The 15,914-nt window shown below is 72.1% G+C and carries 18 protein-coding genes; 13 read left to right on the top strand and 5 right to left on the bottom strand.

What is annotated here, in order from left to right:
• The first annotated feature begins 14 nt into the window (after positions 1-14).
• Both ACZ7IF_RS08765 and ACZ7IF_RS08770 read left to right on the top strand, forming a co-directional pair.
• Entirely contained in the window at positions 15-392 is a 378-nt protein-coding gene (locus ACZ7IF_RS08765; protein ID WP_469113063.1) for a hypothetical protein, read from the top strand.
• 122 nt (positions 393-514) lie between these two features.
• Positions 515-1,609, top strand: a complete 1,095-nt coding sequence (locus ACZ7IF_RS08770) for an amidohydrolase family protein (RefSeq protein WP_470965236.1) — start codon at positions 515-517, stop codon at positions 1,607-1,609.
• A gap of 29 nt (positions 1,610-1,638) precedes the next feature.
• Here the strand turns inward: ACZ7IF_RS08770 and ACZ7IF_RS08775 are convergent, their stop codons facing one another.
• The 4 genes from ACZ7IF_RS08775 to ACZ7IF_RS08790 all read right to left on the bottom strand — a co-directional run bounded on the left by ACZ7IF_RS08775 (position 1,639) and on the right by ACZ7IF_RS08790 (position 5,679).
• Positions 1,639-2,628 (bottom strand): COX15/CtaA family protein, encoded by a 990-nt coding sequence (locus tag ACZ7IF_RS08775; protein WP_470965239.1) that lies wholly within the window; start codon positions 2,626-2,628, stop codon positions 1,639-1,641.
• A gap of 4 nt (positions 2,629-2,632) precedes the next feature.
• Positions 2,633-3,769, bottom strand: a complete 1,137-nt coding sequence (locus ACZ7IF_RS08780) for a hypothetical protein (RefSeq protein WP_470965243.1) — start codon at positions 3,767-3,769, stop codon at positions 2,633-2,635.
• A gap of 219 nt (positions 3,770-3,988) precedes the next feature.
• Entirely contained in the window at positions 3,989-4,756 is a 768-nt protein-coding gene (locus ACZ7IF_RS08785; RefSeq protein ID WP_470965246.1) for an ABC transporter permease, read from the bottom strand.
• Positions 4,753-5,679, bottom strand: coding sequence for an ABC transporter ATP-binding protein (locus ACZ7IF_RS08790; RefSeq protein WP_470965248.1), 927 nt, complete (start codon positions 5,677-5,679; stop codon positions 4,753-4,755). Before ACZ7IF_RS08790 ends, ACZ7IF_RS08785 begins: the two co-directional genes overlap by 4 nt.
• Before the next feature lie 260 nt (positions 5,680-5,939).
• On the opposite strand from ACZ7IF_RS08790, the gene ACZ7IF_RS08795 reads away from it, so the two are divergent.
• From ACZ7IF_RS08795 to ACZ7IF_RS08835, 9 genes are all read left to right on the top strand, one after another.
• Positions 5,940-6,683 (top strand): helix-turn-helix transcriptional regulator, encoded by a 744-nt coding sequence (locus tag ACZ7IF_RS08795; protein ID WP_470965540.1) that lies wholly within the window; start codon positions 5,940-5,942, stop codon positions 6,681-6,683.
• Positions 6,680-8,095, top strand: a complete 1,416-nt coding sequence (gene sufB / locus ACZ7IF_RS08800) for a Fe-S cluster assembly protein SufB (RefSeq protein WP_365179148.1) — start codon at positions 6,680-6,682, stop codon at positions 8,093-8,095. Before ACZ7IF_RS08795 ends, sufB begins: the two co-directional genes overlap by 4 nt.
• A 107-nt stretch (positions 8,096-8,202) precedes the next feature.
• Complete coding sequence (gene sufD / locus ACZ7IF_RS08805; RefSeq protein ID WP_469113056.1) at positions 8,203-9,381, top strand: Fe-S cluster assembly protein SufD; 1,179 nt, start codon at positions 8,203-8,205, stop codon at positions 9,379-9,381.
• Complete coding sequence (locus ACZ7IF_RS08810) at positions 9,381-9,698, top strand: bifunctional 3-phenylpropionate/cinnamic acid dioxygenase ferredoxin subunit (RefSeq protein ID WP_042820167.1); 318 nt, start codon at positions 9,381-9,383, stop codon at positions 9,696-9,698. Before sufD ends, ACZ7IF_RS08810 begins: the two co-directional genes overlap by 1 nt.
• 7 nt (positions 9,699-9,705) lie before the next feature.
• Entirely contained in the window at positions 9,706-10,473 is a 768-nt protein-coding gene (sufC, locus tag ACZ7IF_RS08815; RefSeq protein ID WP_007263436.1) for a Fe-S cluster assembly ATPase SufC, read from the top strand.
• Positions 10,470-11,726 carry a cysteine desulfurase gene (locus tag ACZ7IF_RS08820; RefSeq protein ID WP_031149087.1) on the top strand — a complete coding sequence of 419 codons (1,257 nt, stop codon included), beginning with the start codon at positions 10,470-10,472 and terminating at the stop codon, positions 11,724-11,726. The genes sufC and ACZ7IF_RS08820 overlap by 4 nt, the downstream gene beginning before the upstream one ends.
• A 25-nt stretch (positions 11,727-11,751) precedes the next feature.
• The gene (gene sufU / locus ACZ7IF_RS08825) at positions 11,752-12,213 is read left to right on the top strand and encodes a Fe-S cluster assembly sulfur transfer protein SufU (protein ID WP_470965251.1); all 462 of its coding nucleotides are present in this window, start codon (positions 11,752-11,754) and stop codon (positions 12,211-12,213) included.
• On the top strand, positions 12,210-12,554 hold the full coding sequence (locus ACZ7IF_RS08830; protein WP_007263433.1) for a metal-sulfur cluster assembly factor: 345 nt from the start codon (positions 12,210-12,212) through the stop codon (positions 12,552-12,554). Before sufU ends, ACZ7IF_RS08830 begins: the two co-directional genes overlap by 4 nt.
• A 163-nt stretch (positions 12,555-12,717) precedes the next feature.
• On the top strand, positions 12,718-14,091 hold the full coding sequence (locus tag ACZ7IF_RS08835; protein ID WP_470965254.1) for a hypothetical protein: 1,374 nt from the start codon (positions 12,718-12,720) through the stop codon (positions 14,089-14,091).
• On the opposite strand, the gene ACZ7IF_RS08840 is transcribed toward ACZ7IF_RS08835, so the two are convergent.
• A complete protein-coding gene (locus tag ACZ7IF_RS08840; protein WP_470965257.1) occupies positions 14,078-14,920 on the bottom strand; it encodes a hypothetical protein in 843 nt (280 codons plus the stop codon). The two genes, ACZ7IF_RS08835 and ACZ7IF_RS08840, sit on opposite strands and share 14 nt — an antisense overlap.
• A 106-nt stretch (positions 14,921-15,026) precedes the next feature.
• On the opposite strand from ACZ7IF_RS08840, the gene ACZ7IF_RS08845 reads away from it, so the two are divergent.
• Together ACZ7IF_RS08845 and ACZ7IF_RS08850 are read left to right on the top strand one after the other, a co-directional pair.
• Complete coding sequence (locus ACZ7IF_RS08845) at positions 15,027-15,350, top strand: DMT family transporter (RefSeq protein ID WP_470840915.1); 324 nt, start codon at positions 15,027-15,029, stop codon at positions 15,348-15,350.
• Positions 15,350-15,880: a TetR/AcrR family transcriptional regulator gene (locus ACZ7IF_RS08850; RefSeq protein WP_470965259.1), complete on the top strand. Its 531-nt coding sequence runs from the start codon at positions 15,350-15,352 to the stop codon at positions 15,878-15,880. The genes ACZ7IF_RS08845 and ACZ7IF_RS08850 overlap by 1 nt, the downstream gene beginning before the upstream one ends.
• The last annotated feature ends 34 nt before the right edge of the window (positions 15,881-15,914 follow it).

Consider the following 15,914-nt stretch of genomic DNA (forward strand, 5'->3'; position numbering starts at 1 on the left):
TACTCGCCGGTAGCATGCCGTCCATGGCAGAGACCCCAGACACCGCAGACACCTCCGGGGCCGCAGCGCCCGCGGACAAGAAGCACAGCCGCACGGCCGCGAAGCTGGCCCGGCAGATCGGCGCGTTCGCCAAGCAGCACGGCGGCGCCGAGGGCCAGCTCGCGCACATCGGCCAGGCCGGCACCCGGATCGTGCTCGTGGGCACCGACGGCGGCTGGGGCGACCTGGTGGCCCCGACGTACGCCGTGGCCCAGCTCGCCGCCGAGCAGGCCGGGCTGACCCTCCACGAGGAGTTCGACGGGGAGTTCGCCGCCCGGGTGAAGACCGGCCCGTACGAGTGGACGCGGATGGCCGGAATCCAGATCGGCGGCCCCGCCAACCCGGCCGCCTGAATCACCGGCCGCCCGAATCGTCAGAACGTGGGTCGGTCAACAGAGCGGGCGATACTTCACACCCCGCTCACCCGTTAGGACGTGTGGAAGCCGCTTCCCCACGTCCGCAACGGGATGACCGGATGATCGAAACGCCGCCCCTGGTGGACCAGCACTGCCGCGGAGTGTTCCGCACGGAGCTGGGCATCGCCACCTTCGAGGCCCAGCTGATCCGCTCGGCCGGCCCGCCCGCCCCGGGCACCACCTTCTTCGACACCCAGACCGGCTTCGCCGTGCGCCGCTGGTGCCCGCCCCTGCTCGGCCTGGAGCCGCACTGCCCGCCCGCCCGCTACCTGGCCCGGCGGCGCGAGCTCGGCACCGCGGAGAGCACCAGACGGCTGCTGCGGGGCTCGGGGACGGGCGCGTACCTCGTCGACACGGGAGCCCCCGGAGACCTCACCGGGCTCAAGGAGCTGGCCCTCGCCGGGGACGCGGACACCTTCGAGGTGGTCCGGCTGGAGTTGCTGGCCGAGCAGGCCGCCGACACCTCCGGGACCGTCGCCGCCTTCCTCGCCAACCTCGCCGGAGCCGTCCACCACGCCGCGGCCGGAGCCGTCGGCTTCGCCTGCGGGGCCCGCACCGGATCCGCGGCCGTCCTGGCCGGCTCCCCGGAACCGCCCGGACCCGGGGAGGTCCGGGCGGCGGCCGGACGCTGGCTGGCCGGGCGGACCAGGGGAGGGGAGCTACGGGACCCCGTGCTCCTGCGGCACCTCGTGTGGAGCGCGGTGGCCTCCGGGCTGCCGCTCCAGCTGCACACCGGCGGGGCCGACCCCGAGCCGCTGGCCGGGTTCGTACGGGCCACCTCGGGCCTGGGCGCGCGGCTGGTGCTGAGCGGCGGGTACCCGTACCACCGGCAGGCGGCCCGGCTGGCCGCGGAGCACCCGCACGTCCACGCGGACCTCGGCCCGGCCCTCGCACGCACGGGGGCGCGGGCCGCCGCCGTACTGGCGGAGATGCTGGAGCTCGCGCCCTTCGGCAAGCTGCTCTTCTCCAGCGGCGGGCGCGACCTGCCCGAGCTGCACGCGGTGGGCGCCCTGGTGTTCCGCGAGGCGCTCGGCCGGGTCCTGGGGGGCTGGGTCGCCGAGGGCGCCTGGTCCTGGCAGGACGCGCAGCGCGTCGCGGGAATGCTCGCGGCCGGCAACGCCCGGCGCGTCTACCGGCTCGACGAGCGCGGCTGACGGCGCCGGGCGACGCCGGCCGGACGGCGTCAGAGCGCCGAGAGCTGCTCCTCGTCCCGCGCCGGGGCCTCCGCCGGGTCCGCGGAGCGCTCGCGCAGGCTCAGAGCGAGGCGCAGCACCGAGATCCACACCAGGCAGGAGCCCAGCATGTGCGCGGCGACCAGGACCTCGGGCAGCTTCGTGAAGAACTGGACGTAGCCGATCGCGCCCTGGGCGAGCAGCACGACCAGCAGGTCGCGGGCGCGCGCCCGGGTGTCGGCGGGGGCGTCCACCACCCGCAGCACCAGCCACATGGCGACGGCGAGCGCGCAGACCAGCCAGGCGGCGATCGCGTGCACGTGGGCGGTGGCCGCCCAGTCGAACGGCATCCGCTTGATCTCGCTCTTGTCGCCGGCGTGCGGACCGGAGCCCGTCACGACCGTGCCCGCCGCGATCAGCACCAGCGTGGTGGCGATCAGCGCCCACGACAGCTTGCGCACGGGCCCGGGCACGCGCGGCCGGGGGGCGCCGTCACCCTCGCGGGTGCGCTGCCAGGAGACGGTGGTGACCGCGATCAGGCCGGTGGCGAGCAGGAAGTGCCCGGCGACGCTGTACGGGTTGAGCCCGGTCAGGACGGTGATGCCGCCGAGGACCGCGTTGCACATCACCAGCACGAACTGGATCCAGCCGAGCTGCGTCAGCGAGTGCCGCCACGGCTTCGCCGCGCGCGCCGCGAGGATGAACCAGCCGACGGCCGCGCTCAGCACGTACGTCAGCATCCGGTTGCCGAACTCGATGGCTCCGTGGAAGCCCTGGGCCTGAGTGACGACCAGGCTGTCGTCGGTGCACTTGGGCCAGGTGTCGCAGCCGAGACCGGATCCGGTCAGCCGCACCGCGCCGCCGGTGACGATGATGGCCACGCTCATCAGGAGCGCGGCGGACGCGGCCCGCCGGACGGTCCGGGGTGACGGCGTCCAGCGGTCGGCGATGTATGCGAATGGGTTCAACACGGCGCCTATCGTATGCGGCGCCTTGTGCAAAGTTTCACGAGGGGGTGCCGACGGGGGCGTCGGGCCCGAGCGTCGAGCGGAACCTGGCCCCCGCCGGATCCCCTTCCTCGTGCCACCACACGAGAACCCGCCACAGGCCGCCCTCGCCGGGGTGCAGCGGAGACCCGGCGAACCCCCGCACCAGGTCGGCCCCCACCTCCTCGGCGGTCAGCCCCCGCACCTGCGCCGACCCCTGCCACGGATCCGGCTGTACGTTCCACAGCCCGTCGGCGCCCCGCACCTCGACCCGCCACACCGCCAGCCACGGGGTCACCTCCAGCATCGTGGCCACCTGCTCGGCGTCCAGCCCCAGCCGGCCCCCGATCACCGCCTCGGGCACGCCCTGGATCCGGGCCGCCACCACCGCCTGCGGCAGCAGCCGCTCGGGCAGCAGCCCGTCGGCCCGGAGCCCCGCCAGCGCGTCGAAGCCCAGGAAGCGCAGCCGCAGCTCCAGCTGGCGGCCGATGTGGTCCAGGGCCTCCTCGGCCTCCTGCGCGGCCTCCGGCCCCGGCTCCGCGAGCAGCAGCCGGCGGAACCCGGCCTCGGCGTCCACCGCCCAGGCGACCGCCTGTGTCGCGGACCCCAGCTCCGCGAGCCGGTCCGCGAGGAACACCTTGGCCTGCGCGAGACCCCGCCGGTTGACCGGGTCCTCCTGGTCCAGCCCGGCCCAGACCTCGACGGCGGCCCGCGTCACGTCACGGGCGCGCTCGCCGGACGCCCGCTCCATCGCACCCGGGCCGCTCTCGCCGACCCGGCCCAGCGGGTGCCGGGGCAGCCGGGCCCCGTCGCTCAGCGGCCACGCCAGCCAGACCCCCTGGTTGATCAGGCCCCGCGCGTACCACCTGGCGTACTCCGGCGCGTGCGGCGCGGCCCGCCGCGCGTGGCCGAGCCCCTCCTCCACGGCGGCCAGCGCCCCGGCCCGGTCACCGCCCCCGAACCGGCGCGCCGCGAGGTCGCCCAGGCGCAGCCCGAGCCGGGCGGCGCACTCGGGGTCGGTCCGCGCGGGCCCGCGCAGCGCGCCGATCAGCTCGCGCAGCAGCCGCTCGCTCTCGGCGGGCCCGGCCGGCTCGGCCCCCGACCTGATCCGTGCCCACTGTTCGTCCAGCCGCAGAGCGGCCTCCCGCTGCGCCATGCCACGTCCCCCGGCGTTCCGATGTGCGGAGGCTGGTCATCCTCCCGCCGGGCCAACGATCCGGGGCGCCGATTCACTCCCGGCGCGGCCGCGGGCCCGGTGCGGCGGCTCACGCCCGGCGGAGCGGGCCGCGTACACCGGGCGCGAGCGGGCCGCGTACACCGGGCGCGAGCGGGCCGCGTACACCGGGCGCGAGCGGGCCGGGCCCACCGGCGCGGCTCACTCCCAGCGGAACCACTTCGCGGCGGCGCCCAGCCCCAGGACCGCCCAGCCGCCCAGTACGGCCGCGTCGCCCCACGGCAGCGCGGCCCCGTTGCGGAGCACCTCGCGCAGCCCGTCGGACAGCGCCGAGATCGGCAGCAGGCCGAGCACGGACCGCACCGCTTCGGGGAACTTCTCCAGCGGCACGATCACCCCGCCGCCGACCAGCAGCAGCAGGAACACCAGGTTGGCCGCGGCCAGCGTCACCTCGGCCTTGAGGGTCCCCGCCATCAGCAGCCCGAGCCCGGAGAAGGCGGCCGTGCCGAGCAGCAGCAGCGCCGCGACCGACAGCGGGTTCCCGTGCGGGGACCAGCCCAGCGCGAGGGCGATCACCGTCAGCAGGGCCACCTGGAGCACCTCGGTGACCAGCACCGACAGGGTCTTGGCGGCCATCAGCGCCCAGCGCGGCAGCGGAGAGGCCCCGAGCCGCTTGAGCACCCCGTAGCGGCGGTCGAAGCCGGTGGCGATGGCCTGGCCGGTGAAGGCGGTGGACATCACGGCGAGCGCGAGGACGCCCGGCGCCAGGAAGTCGACGGACTTCCCTTCCCCCGTGTCCACGATGTCGACGGCGGAGAACAGGGTCAGCAGCAGGGCCGGGATGATCACGGTCAGCAGCAGCTGCTCGCCGTTGCGCAGCAGCATCCGGGTCTCCAGCGCGGTCTGCGCCCAGATCATCCGGGACACCGGCGCGGCCCCCGGCCGGGGGGTGAACGTACCGGCGCTCATGCGCGCAGCTCCTTACCGGTCAGTTCCAGGAAGACGTCTTCGAGGGTGTGCCGCTCCACGGAGAGGGTGTCGGGCATGACCCCGTGCTGGGCGCACCAGGAGGTGACGGTGGCCAGCAGCTGCGGGTCCACGTCCCCGGTGACCCGGTAGGCGCCCGGGGTGAGCTCGGCGGCCTGGGTGCCGTCGGGCAGGGCCTTCAGCAGGGAGGCGAGGTCGAGGGAGGGGCGGCCGGTGAAGCGCAGGGTGTTCTCGGCGCCGCCCCGGCACAGCTGCTCGGGGCTGCCGTGCGCGATGACCTTGCCGGTGTCCACGATGGCGACCTCGTCGCAGAGCTGCTCGGCCTCGTCCATGTGGTGGGTGGTGAGGACGACGGTGACGCCGTCGGCGCGCAGTTCGCGTACGAGGTCCCAGGTCGCGCGGCGGGCCTGCGGGTCGAGGCCCGCGGTGGGCTCGTCCAGGAAGACCAGCTCGGGGCGGCCGACGACGGCCATGGCCAGGGCGAGCCGCTGCTGCTGGCCGCCGGAGAGCCGGCGGTAGCTGGTGCGGCCGCAGCCGCCGAGGCCGAGGCGCTCCACGAGGGTGTCGACGTCGAGCGGGTCGGCGTACAGCTTCGCCATGTGGCGCAGCATCTCCACGGCGCGGGCGCCGGAGTAGACCCCGCCGGACTGGAGCATCACCCCGATGCGCGGGCGCAGCCGCTCGGCCTGGGCGACCGGGTCGAGGCCGAGGACGCGGACGGTGCCCGCGTCGGGGCGGTGGTAGCCCTCGCAGGTCTCCACCGTGGTGGTCTTGCCCGCGCCGTTGGGGCCGAGGACCGCGGTGACGGAGCCGCGCGGGACGGTGAGGTCCAGGCCGTCCACCGCCGTTTTGGGGCCGTACCGCTTCACCAGTCCGCGGATCTCCACGGCGGGGTCGTTGCTCATGGTGACTGAGTCTACGGAGCCCGGGAAGAGGGCCTCGGCCCCGGGGTGTACGAGGTGGGAAGGCGGAATTGATTCCAGCACCATGTCGCGGGAGCGGCGCCTTTCGACGGGAATGGAAGCGGAATTCCATCTACCGATTAACTCTCCGTAGATAAATAAGGTAACCCTTAGTGATGGACGCCACCGGGCGTGGCGTCCGTCACGGCTTGTCGGGGCTCGCTTAATTACGCAACAATGGCGTTGTGAAAAACGGCGAACGGATGAGCGAGGCCCCCATGGGGGAGCTCGCGACCGGGGAGCGGTCAACCCGCAACCGGGTCGCGAGGTCCATCCTGGACCACGGCCCCTCCACCGTCGCCGACCTCGCGCAGCGCCTAGGCCTCACCCAGGCCGCCGTCCGCCGCCACCTCGACACGCTCGTCGCCGACGACGTGGTCGCACCCCGTGAGCAGCGTGTGTACGGCACGCGCACCCGGGGCCGGCCCGCCAAGGTCTTCGCGCTGACCGACTGCGGCCGCGACGCCTTCGACCAGTCCTACGACACCCTCGCCGCTGACGCCCTGCGCTGGATCGCGCAGTCCGTCGGCGGGGGCGACGCGGGCGAGGCGGCCGTCGCCGCCTTCGCGAGGGCGCGGATGGAGACCCAGGCGCGCACCTACCGGGAAGCCGTGGAGGCGGCCGCGCCCGCGGCCCGCACCGAGGCCCTGGCCAAGGCGTTGACCGTGGACGGGTACGCTGCTACGGCGAAGAGCGCTCCCGGTCCGCACAGCGGTGAACAGCTCTGTCAGCACCACTGCCCGGTCGCACATGTCGCCGAGCAGTTCCCGCAGCTCTGCGAGGCGGAGACCGAGGTCTTCTCCCGCCTGCTCGGGACGCATGTGCAGCGCCTCGCCACGATCGCCCACGGCGACGGGGTGTGCACCACGTTCATCCCGCGTAGCGCGAGCGCCGCACAGACCGACACATCAGTATCTGCAAGTACGGCCGGGAGGAACCCCGCATGACCACGGAGACTGCTCACCCTGAGCTCGATGGCCTGGGCACCTACGAATACGGCTGGGCCGACTCCGACGCGGCCGGCGCCGCTGCCAAGCGGGGTCTGTCCGAGGATGTCGTGCGCGACATCTCGGCGAAGAAGTCCGAGCCGGAGTGGATGCTGAAGCTCCGCCTCAAGGGTCTCAAGCTGTTCGACAAGAAGCCCATGCCGAACTGGGGCTCCGACCTCTCGGGCATCGACTTCGACAACATCAAGTACTTCGTGCGCTCCACCGAGAAGCAGGCCGCTTCCTGGGAGGAACTGCCCGAGGACATCAAGAACACGTACGACAAGCTCGGCATCCCGGAGGCGGAGAAGCAGCGCCTCGTCGCCGGTGTCGCGGCCCAGTACGAGTCCGAGGTCGTCTACCACCAGATCCGCGAGGACCTGGAGGAGCAGGGCGTCATCTTCCTCGACACGGACACCGCGCTCAAGGAGCACCCGGAGCTCTTCCAGGAGTACTTCGGCACGGTCATCCCGGTCGGCGACAACAAGTTCGCGTCGCTGAACACCGCCGTGTGGTCGGGCGGCTCCTTCATCTACGTCCCCAAGGGTGTCCACGTGGACATCCCGCTCCAGGCCTACTTCCGCATCAACACGGAGAACATGGGCCAGTTCGAGCGGACGCTGATCATCGTCGACGAGGACGCCTACGTCCACTACGTCGAGGGCTGCACCGCCCCGATCTACTCCTCGGACTCGCTGCACAGCGCCGTGGTCGAGATCATCGTGAAGAAGGGCGGCCGCTGCCGCTACACGACCATCCAGAACTGGTCGAACAACGTCTACAACCTGGTCACCAAGCGCGCCGTGGCGTACGAGGGCGCGACCATGGAGTGGATCGACGGCAACATCGGTTCCAAGGTCACCATGAAGTACCCGGCCGTCTACCTGATGGGCGAGCACGCCAAGGGCGAGACCCTGTCCATCGCCTTCGCGGGCGAGGGCCAGCACCAGGACGCCGGCTCCAAGATGGTCCACATGGCGCCGAACACCTCCTCCAACATCGTCTCCAAGTCGGTGGCGCGAGGCGGCGGCCGCACCTCCTACCGCGGTCTGGTCGAGATCGGCGAGGGCGCCGCGGGCTCCAAGTCCAACGTGCTGTGCGACGCGCTCCTGGTCGACACGATCTCCCGCTCGGACACCTACCCCTACGTGGACGTCCGCGAGGACGACGTGACGATGGGCCACGAGGCCACCGTCTCCAAGGTCTCCGACGACCAGCTCTTCTACCTGATGCAGCGCGGGCTCACCGAGTTCGAGGCCATGGCGATGATCGTGCGCGGCTTCGTCGAGCCGATCGCGAAGGAGCTGCCGATGGAGTACGCGCTGGAGCTCAACCGGCTCATCGAGCTGCAGATGGAGGGCTCGGTCGGCTAGTCCCGACGGCGGCCGGCTCACCCCGGCCGCCCCCGCCCCCGTCCCGCAGCACATCCGCCACACGTATGCAGGCAGTGCTTTTTCAGAGAGTGAGCAAGACGACAGCCATGGCTGAGGCTCAGAACATTCCGGCGGGCTCCACCACCGCCGGCGCGATCGCGGTGGCCGCCGAGTCCACCGTCGCCACCCGGATGAGCGCGCCCCCGTCCTTCGACGTGGCCGACTTCCCCGTTCCGCACGGCCGCGAGGAGGAGTGGCGGTTCACCCCGCTGGCCCGCCTCAAGGGACTGCACGACGGCACCGCGGTCGCCAACGGCACCATGAAGGCCCAGATCGACGCCCCCGAGGGCGTGACGGTCGAGTCCGTCGAGCGCGGCGACGAGCGGATCGGCAAGGCCGGCACCCCCGTCGACCGGGTCTCCGCGCAGGCCTTCTCCTCGTTCGCCAAGGCCACGGTCGTCACCGTGCCCAAGGAGACCGTGCTCGCCGAGCCCATCCGGGTCGCGCTCCACGGTGAGGGCGGCACGACCTTCGGGCACACCGTCTTCGACATCAAGCCCTTCGCCGAGGCGATCATCGTGATCGACCACACCGGCGACGGCGTCCGCGCCGCCAACGTCGACATCCTCGTCGGCGACGGCGCCAAGGTGACCTTCGTGTCCGTCCAGGACTGGGACGACACCGCGGTCCACACCTCGCAGCACAACGCCCTCGTCGGCCGCGACGCGAGCTTCAAGTCCGTCGTCGTGACCTTCGGCGGCGACCTGGTCCGCCTGCACCCGCGCGTCAGCTACGCGGGCCCCGGTGGCGAGGCCGAGATGCTCGGCGTGTACTTCACGGACGCCGGCCAGCACCAGGAGCACCGCCTCCTGGTCACCCACGACGCCCCGCACTGCAAGTCCAACGTGGTCTACAAGGGTGCGCTCCAGGGCCAGGACGCCCACGCCGTCTGGATCGGTGACGTGCTCATCGAGAAGACCGCCGAGGGCACCGACACCTACGAGATGAACCGCAACCTCGTCCTGACGGACGGCGCGCGCGTCGACTCGGTGCCGAACCTGGAGATCGAGACCGGCGAGATCGTCGGCGCCGGCCACGCCTCCGCGACCGGCCGCTTCGACGACGAGCAGCTCTTCTACCTCCAGGCCCGGGGCATCCCGGCCGACGAGGCCCGCCGCCTGGTCGTGCGCGGCTTCTTCGCCGAGCTCGTCCAGCAGATCGGTGTCGCGGACATCGAGGAGCGCCTCATCGCGAAGATCGAGGCCGAGCTGGCGGCGGCCGTCTGATGACGTACGTCAAGGCCTGTGCGCTGAGCGAGCTGGAAGAGAACACCCCCAAGCGGGTGGAACTCGACGGCACGCCGGTGTCCATCGTCTCCACCGAGGGGGAGGTGTTCGCGATCAACGACATCTGCTCGCACGCGAACGTCTCGCTCTCGGAGGGTGAGGTCGAGGACTGCATGATCGAGTGCTGGCTGCACGGGTCGGCCTTCGACCTGCGCACCGGCAAGCCCTCCGGTCTGCCCGCGACGCGCCCCGTCCCCGTTTACCCCGTAAAGATCGAAGGGGACGACGTGCTCGTCTCCCTCACCCAGGAGTCCTGAGGTACCCATGGCAACGCTTGAAATCCACGACCTGCACGTCTCCGTCGAGGCCGAGAACGGCGCCCGCGAGATCCTCAAGGGTGTCGACCTGACGGTCAAGCAGGGTGAGACGCACGCCATCATGGGCCCCAACGGCTCCGGCAAGTCCACCCTGGCGTACTCCCTCGCCGGTCACCCGAAGTACACCATCACCGGTGGCACCGTGACCCTCGACGGCGAAGACGTCCTGGAGATGTCCGTCGACGAGCGCGCCCGCGCCGGCGTCTTCCTCGCCATGCAGTACCCGGTCGAGGTCCCCGGCGTCTCGGTCTCCAACTTCCTGCGCACCTCCGCCACCGCCATCCGCGGCGAGGCCCCCAAGCTGCGCACCTGGGTGAAGGAGGTCAAGTCCGCGATGGAGCAGCTCCAGATGGACCCGGCCTTCGCCGAGCGCAACGTGAACGAGGGCTTCTCCGGCGGTGAGAAGAAGCGCCACGAGATCCTCCAGCTGGAGCTCCTCAAGCCGAAGATCGCGATCCTCGACGAGACGGACTCCGGTCTGGACGTCGACGCGCTGCGCCAGGTCTCCGAGGGCGTCAACCGCGTCCGCGCGACCGGCGAGGTCGGCACGCTGCTGATCACGCACTACACGCGCATCCTGCGCTACATCAAGCCCGACTTCGTCCACGTCTTCTCGGAAGGCCGCATCGTCGAGTCCGGTGGTGCCGAGCTCGCCGACAAGCTGGAGGCGGAAGGCTACGAGTCCTACAGCACGAAGGGTGGCGCGACCGCGTGACACAGCTGCCTGGCCTCCTCGACATCGAGGCGATCCGCAAGGACTTCCCCCTGCTGGATCGTGTGGTCCACGACGGGAAGAAGATCGTTTACCTGGACAACGCGGCGACTTCGCAGAAGCCGCGCCAGGTGCTCGACGCGCTGAACGAGTACTACGAGCAGCACAACGCCAACGTCCACCGCGGCGTGCACGTGCTCGCCGAGGAGGCCACGGCGCTGTACGAGGGCGCCCGCGACAAGGTCGCCGCCTTCATCAACGCCCCGAGCCGCGACGAGGTGATCTTCACCAAGAACGCCTCGGAGTCGCTCAACCTGGTCGCGAACATGCTCGGCTGGGCGGACGAGCCCTACCGGGTCGACCGCGAGACCGAGATCGCCATCACGGAGATGGAGCACCACTCCAACATCGTGCCGTGGCAGCTGCTGGCGCAGCGCACCGGCGCGAAGCTGAAGTGGTTCGGCCTCACCGACGACGGCCGGCTGGACCTGTCCAACATCGAAGAGGTCATCACGGAGAAGACGAAGATCGTCTCCTTCACGCTGGTCTCCAACATCATGGGCACGGTCAACCCGGTCGAGGCGATCGTCCGGCGCGCCCAGGACGTCGGCGCCCTCGTGCTGATCGACGCCTCCCAGGCCGCCCCGCACATGCCGCTCGACGTGCAGGCGCTCGGCGCCGACTTCGTGGCCTTCACCGGCCACAAGATGTGCGGCCCGACCGGTATCGGCGTCCTCTGGGGCCGCCAGGAGCTCCTGGAGGACCTGCCTCCGTTCCTCGGCGGCGGCGAGATGATCGAGACCGTGTCGATGCACGCCTCGACCTACGCCCCGGCACCCCACAAGTTCGAGGCGGGTACGCCCCCGATCGCCCAGGCCGTCGGCCTCGGCGCGGCCGTGGACTACCTGACCGCGATCGGCATGGACAAGATCGCCGCGCACGAGCACGCGATCACCGAGTACGCGATCAAGCGCCTCGCGGAGGTGCCCGACCTGCGGATCATCGGCCCCACCACGGCAGAGGACCGCGGCGCCGCGATCTCCTTCGTCCTGGGTGACATCCACCCGCACGACGTCGGCCAGGTGCTGGACGAGCAGGGCATCGCGGTCCGCGTGGGACACCACTGCGCGCGACCGGTCTGCCTGCGCTACGGAATTCCGGCGACCACGCGAGCGTCGTTCTACCTGTACTCCTCTCCCGCCGATGTCGACGCGCTGATCGACGGGCTGGAGCACGTACGGAACTTCTTCGGCTGACGAAGGCGACGAGGACGAGGACGCTGTGAAGCTGGATTCGATGTACCAGGAACTGATCCTGGACCACTACAAGCACCCGCACGGGCGTGGCCTGCGCGACGGCGACGCCGAGGTGCACCACGTCAACCCGACGTGCGGCGACGAGATCACGCTCCGCGTGAAGTACGACGGCGAGACGCTCACCGACGTCTCCTACGAGGGCCAGGGCTGCTCCATCAGCCAGGCCAGCGCGTCCGTGCTGAACGAGCTGCTGGTCGGCAAGAAGCTGCCGGAGGCGCAGAAGATCCAGGGCGTGTTCCTGGAGCTGATGCAGTCCAAGGGCAAGCTGGAGCCCGACGAGGAGATGGAGGAGGTGCTGGAGGACGCGGTCGCGTTCGCCGGCGTCTCCAAGTATCCGGCGCGCGTGAAGTGTGCTCTGCTGAGCTGGATGGCCTGGAAGGACGCGACCGCCCAGGTGCTGGGCGACGCGGAGAGGAAGACGGCATGACCGAGAACGCGACGCCCGAGGCGTCGATCAAGCCGGCCACCGAGGAAGAGGTCCGCGAGGCCCTCTACGACGTGGTCGACCCCGAGCTGGGCATCGACGTCGTCAACCTGGGCCTGATCTACGGCATCCACATCGACGACGCGAACATCGCCACCCTCGACATGACCCTGACCTCGGCGGCCTGCCCGCTGACGGACGTCATCGAGGACCAGGCGAAGTCGGCGACCGAGGGCATCGTCAACGAGCTCCGCATCAACTGGGTCTGGATGCCGCCGTGGGGCCCGGACAAGATCACGGACGACGGCCGTGAGCAGCTGCGCGCGCTCGGCTTCAACGTCTGAGCGACGTCTTCGCGTGAGGGCCCCCGGCACGGTCGTGCCGGGGGCCCTCCCTGTTCTCCGGGGTTCTCCGGGCCGACGCGTGACGTGCACCGGGAGTTGGCCACGGTGGCCGAATCTTCTCGACGGTCGTCACGGCGAGCGCCGTGAGGGAGAGGACGCCACCTTGAAGAAGCAGCTCGGCATCGCGGGCACCGCGGGCGCCGCCGCACTGATCGTCGCCGCCACCGTCCTGCCCGCGCACGCGGTCACCTACGGGACGCCGACCATCTCGCTCTCCGCCGCCCACCTCTCGGGATCCGTGAGCGGGGTCGGCGACCAGACCGTCGACGTGACCGTCGGGCAGAGCGGCGCCGACGCCTCCGCGCTGACCGTCAGCGCCTCGGCCTCCAGCAAGGCCTCCGTCGCCGGCACCGGCGACGTCACGGTCACCGGCAGCGGGGCGGTGCGCCGGCTGGCCGTCACCGCGCAGGGCCGCGGCTACACCAACCTGACGGTCAAGGTCACCGGGCTCGGCGGCAAGACCGCCACCAGGACCCTCTCCTACGCGGCCTCCGCCGCCGTCCAGAACCCGGCCGACGCCCGCTACTTCAGCGGCGCCTCCGACTCCTCGGCCGCCGTCGACGTGGGCGGCGGCTACACCGTGGTCGCCGACGACGAGAACAACGTGCTGCGCCTGTACGACCGTTCCCGCTCCGCCGCCCCCGTGCGCACCTGGGACTTCAGCTCCCAGCTCGGCGTCACCAAGGAGGTGGACATCGAGGGCGCCACCCGGATCGGCAACACCGTCTACTGGACCGGCTCCCTCGGCAACAACAAGGACGGCGAGTACAAGGCGCCCCGCAACACGGTGTTCACCACCACCGTCAGCGGCTCCGGCCCGGGCACGCAGCTGGCGTACGGGCGCTCGTACAAGAAGCTCCGTGACGACCTGGTCGCCTGGGACACCGCGAACGGCAACCGGTACGGCTTCGCGGCGGGGACCGCGGCCGGGGAGGCGCCGAAGCAGATCGACGGGTTCAACGTGGAAGGCCTGGAGTTCGCGCCCGGCTCGGCCACCACCGCCTACCTGGGCTTCCGCGCCCCGCTCGCCCCGGCCGTGCCCGGCGGCAGGGCCCTGCTCGTGCCGGTCACCAACTTCGACCAGGTGCTGGCGAGCGGCGCCAAGGCGGTCTTCGGCCCCGGCGTCGAGCTCGACCTCGGCGGGCTGTCGGTGCGCGACGTCAAGAAGAACGCCGCCGACCAGTACCTGATCCTGGCCGGCTCCTGGGCGGCCGACGACAACTCCGACCCGTACGCCCTCTACCAGTGGGACGGCGTCCCGGGCCACGCCCCCGTCAAGCGGGCCGACCTGCCCACGACCGACCCCGGCGGCTGGGAGGCCATCGTGGAGGTGCCGGACCTGAACGCCCCCGGGGCCCGGGTGCAGGTGGTCACCGACGGCGGCTCCGCCGACCTGTACGGCGACGGCACCGAGGCCAAGGACCTGACGCACCCGGAGTGGAAGAAGGCCCGCGCGGCCTGGTTCACCCTGAACTGACCCCGGGGCCGGCCGGGTACGTGTCCGTCGCGAGGGCCTCGGCGAGGTGCTCGCGGCGGATCCGCCGGTCCACGTAGAGCAGCCCGGCGGGCAGCTGGGGGAAGGCCGGCAGCAGCACCAGCGCCGACAGCGCCCCGGCCAGGCCGAACCAGGCCTGGAGCGCGTACCCGGCCGCGCAGGTGAACGCCACCGCGGGAGCCGTGACCCCGAGGGTCCGCCACCACGCGCCCCGCACCAGGAGTGCCGAGCGCCGCAGCGCCGCCACCGGCCCGAGCCCCTCGTACCCGGCGGCGGTGGGCGCCAGGGCGAACAGCACCCCGAGCCACAGGGCCACCGGGACCAGCGGCAGCAGCGCGAGCGCCGGCAGCCCGGCGGCCCCGGCCGCCACGACCGGGGCCGCCGCGGTGAGCAGCGCCAGCAGCTGCGCGCCGAGTACGGCCGGGGTCCGGGCCAGCGCCGCCCGCAGCAGCGCCGGCACGGTCACGGCGCGGCCGAGCACCGCCGGCCGCAGCAGCACCGCGATCAGGGCGGTGGCCAGGGCGCAGGTGAACAGCAGGAACAGGGCCGCCGCCGGGAACAGCGTCCAGACGAAGACCCGGCTGCCGGAGCTGCGGCTGAGGGAGGCCAGGGTGGCCGCCCCGGCCGCCGCGGCGCCCGCGAGCTGGCCGAGGAGCAGCGCGCCGCACAGCGTTCCGCCGTACCGGCGCAGGGTGGTGGCGGCGCCGCCGAGGATGTCTCCGGGTCCCAGGGGCCGCAGGGGCACCACGCCGGGCCGGGGTCGCCGCGGGGGCAGCCAGCCGCCGCCCGCGTGGGTCCAATGCTGCGCCATGAGCGGCCCCCCGTCCCCTGAGGGGGCCACCGTAGCCCCGATGCGCGCGGGCGTACCCGGACGTGCGCGTGTACATGTGTACGCATCGATGTGTACTGTCGTACACATGCCTTACGTACTGCTCGCCATGGCCATAGCCGCGGAGGTCGCCGGGACCACCGCCATGAAGTACAGCGACGGTTTCACCCGGCTGTGGCCCTCGCTGGGCACCCTGCTGGGCTACGTCATCGCCTTCACCCTGCTCGCGCAGACGCTGAAGTCGATGTCGGTGGGCACCGCGTACGCGATCTGGGCCGGGGTCGGCACCGCCGCCATCGCCGCGATAGGGATGGTGTTCCTGGGGGAGGCCGCCACCGCCGCGAAGATCGCCGGGATCGCGCTGGTCATCGGCGGCGTGGTGCTGCTGAACCTGGGCGGGGCGGCGCACTGATGGCCGCCGGAGCGCGCCGCTACGACCCCGACCGCAGGCAGCGGATCATCGACGCCGCGATCCGGGTGGTGGGGGCCAAGGGGATCGCGGGGCTCAGCCACCGCAGCGCGGCGGCGGAGGCGGACGTGCCGCTGGGCTCGACCACCTACCACTTCAAGACCCTGGACGACCTGCTGATCGCCGCCCTGCGGCAGGCCAACGAGGGCTACGCGCCCGCGCTGGCGGTGCGCGAGGGCGAGGACCTCGCCGGTGCGCTGGCACGGCTGCTGGGCGAGATCCTGGAGGCGGACCGGGGGCGGGCGGAGCTGGAGTGCGAGCTGTACCTGGCCGCCCTGCGCCGTCCCGCGCTGCGGCCGGTCGCCGCCGAATGGTGCGAGACGGTGACCACGGCCCTGGCGGAGCACACCGACCCGGTCACGGCGCGGGCGCTGGTGGCGGTGATGGACGGCATCAGCCTCCAGGTGCTGCTGACGGGCGCCCCGTACGAGGAGCCGTACGCCCGCGAGATCCTGGCCCGGGTGCTGGGGTAGGACCAGCCCCGCCGGCGTTTGAGGCGCCCCCATC

This window comes from Streptomyces sp. NPDC037421, from assembly GCF_055602105.1.